Below are 1,253 nucleotides of genomic sequence, written 5' to 3'. Positions count from 1 at the left end.
TTCAAGCGGTTGCAGAAACCAGTGCGCGATGCTCGCGCGGTGAACGCATTTTGAGCCCTGAATGGGGGTGGTTGTCGTTGTAGTCCTCGATCCATCCAGCAAGGGCGGTCAATGCGATGGACGCATCGGGTATCGACGAGACGCGGACGTAATCGCGCTTGAGGGTATGCACGAAGGCCTCCGATATGCCGTTGGACTGCGGGCTGCGGACAGGCGTGAGGCAGGGTTTGAGGCCCAGCTGCCGGGCAAAGGTCCGTGTTTCGCGAGCGGTATAGGCCGAGCCGTTATCGGACAGCATCTCGGCACGGGCGCGCGCATACCGCCGAAGCGGGTTTCCACGGCTTCCAGCATGATGTCGCGCACGTCCGAGCCGCTGATGCCCGCATTGGCGACCGCGCGCCAAGCGATGATCTCGCGGTCATGGGCATCGATGATGAAGGCGCCGCGCACGACCTCACCGTTCCAGCAGGTGAACTCGAAGCCGTCCGAACACCAGCGCAGGTTCGAGCGGATCGCCACGACGACGCCGTCATGGCCATAGTCGGCGCGCTCGGTGTAGCGCCGCGCCAGCAGCAGGCGATCCGCCGCCATGATCCGATAGACGCGTTTGTGGTTGACCGGCATCAGTCCTTCGGCGCGTTGCTGTCGATTGAGGACCGCCGCAATGCGGCGGTAGCCTTAGGTGGGCCGCTGCGCGGCGATCTGGCGGATGCGGGGCAGCAGATCGGCATCCTCGGCCTTGGAGTACGGCCCGCGCGTCCTGGTGGTTCCCGTCAGGCGGTCGTACACCGTCGAGCGCCCGACGCCGAGCGTGCTGGCGACCAGGCTCACCGGATAGTTCCCGGCAGCGGCGAGTGCATGAGCAAGCTCGCTTTTTTTGGGCGCGAGCGCTCCAGCGCCTCCTTCAGAATCTCGACCTCCAGCGTCTTGCGCCCGAGCTGGCGCTCCAGTTCGCGGATGCGGGTTTCCATCTCGCGGACCTGCCGGTTGCTGGTTACGTCATCGTCGCCGGCAACCGCGACGCTCCCGCCTTCCAGCATCAGTCGCCGCCAGCGATACAGCAGGTTCGGCGCCACGCCGTTGCGGCGCGCCACCACCGATATGCTCTCCCGACCATCGAGCGTTTCCTCGACGATCCTCAGCTTCTCAGGCGTGCTCCAGTGACGGCGACGACCGCCGTCGGTGATGATCTCGGACACGGACATAAGCCTATGCTCAGGGGATAGCCCCAAGCCTCCTTCTTAGGCTCAAAT

1 pseudogene is annotated in these 1,253 nt (G+C 65.0%); it reads right to left on the bottom strand.

Annotated features, from left to right (window positions below):
• Position 1: 1 nt before the first annotated feature.
• Positions 2 to 1,205: pseudogene (locus tag GGR45_RS19505) on the bottom strand (IS3 family transposase).
• Between the last annotated feature and the right edge of the window lie 48 nt (positions 1,206 to 1,253).

This window comes from Sphingomonas zeae, from assembly GCF_014197135.1.
In the GTDB taxonomy this organism is placed as follows: domain Bacteria; phylum Pseudomonadota; class Alphaproteobacteria; order Sphingomonadales; family Sphingomonadaceae; genus Sphingomonas; species Sphingomonas zeae.
The sequence above is the reverse complement of the archived record's forward strand: the minus strand, read 5'-3'. Positions and strand labels throughout refer to the sequence as shown.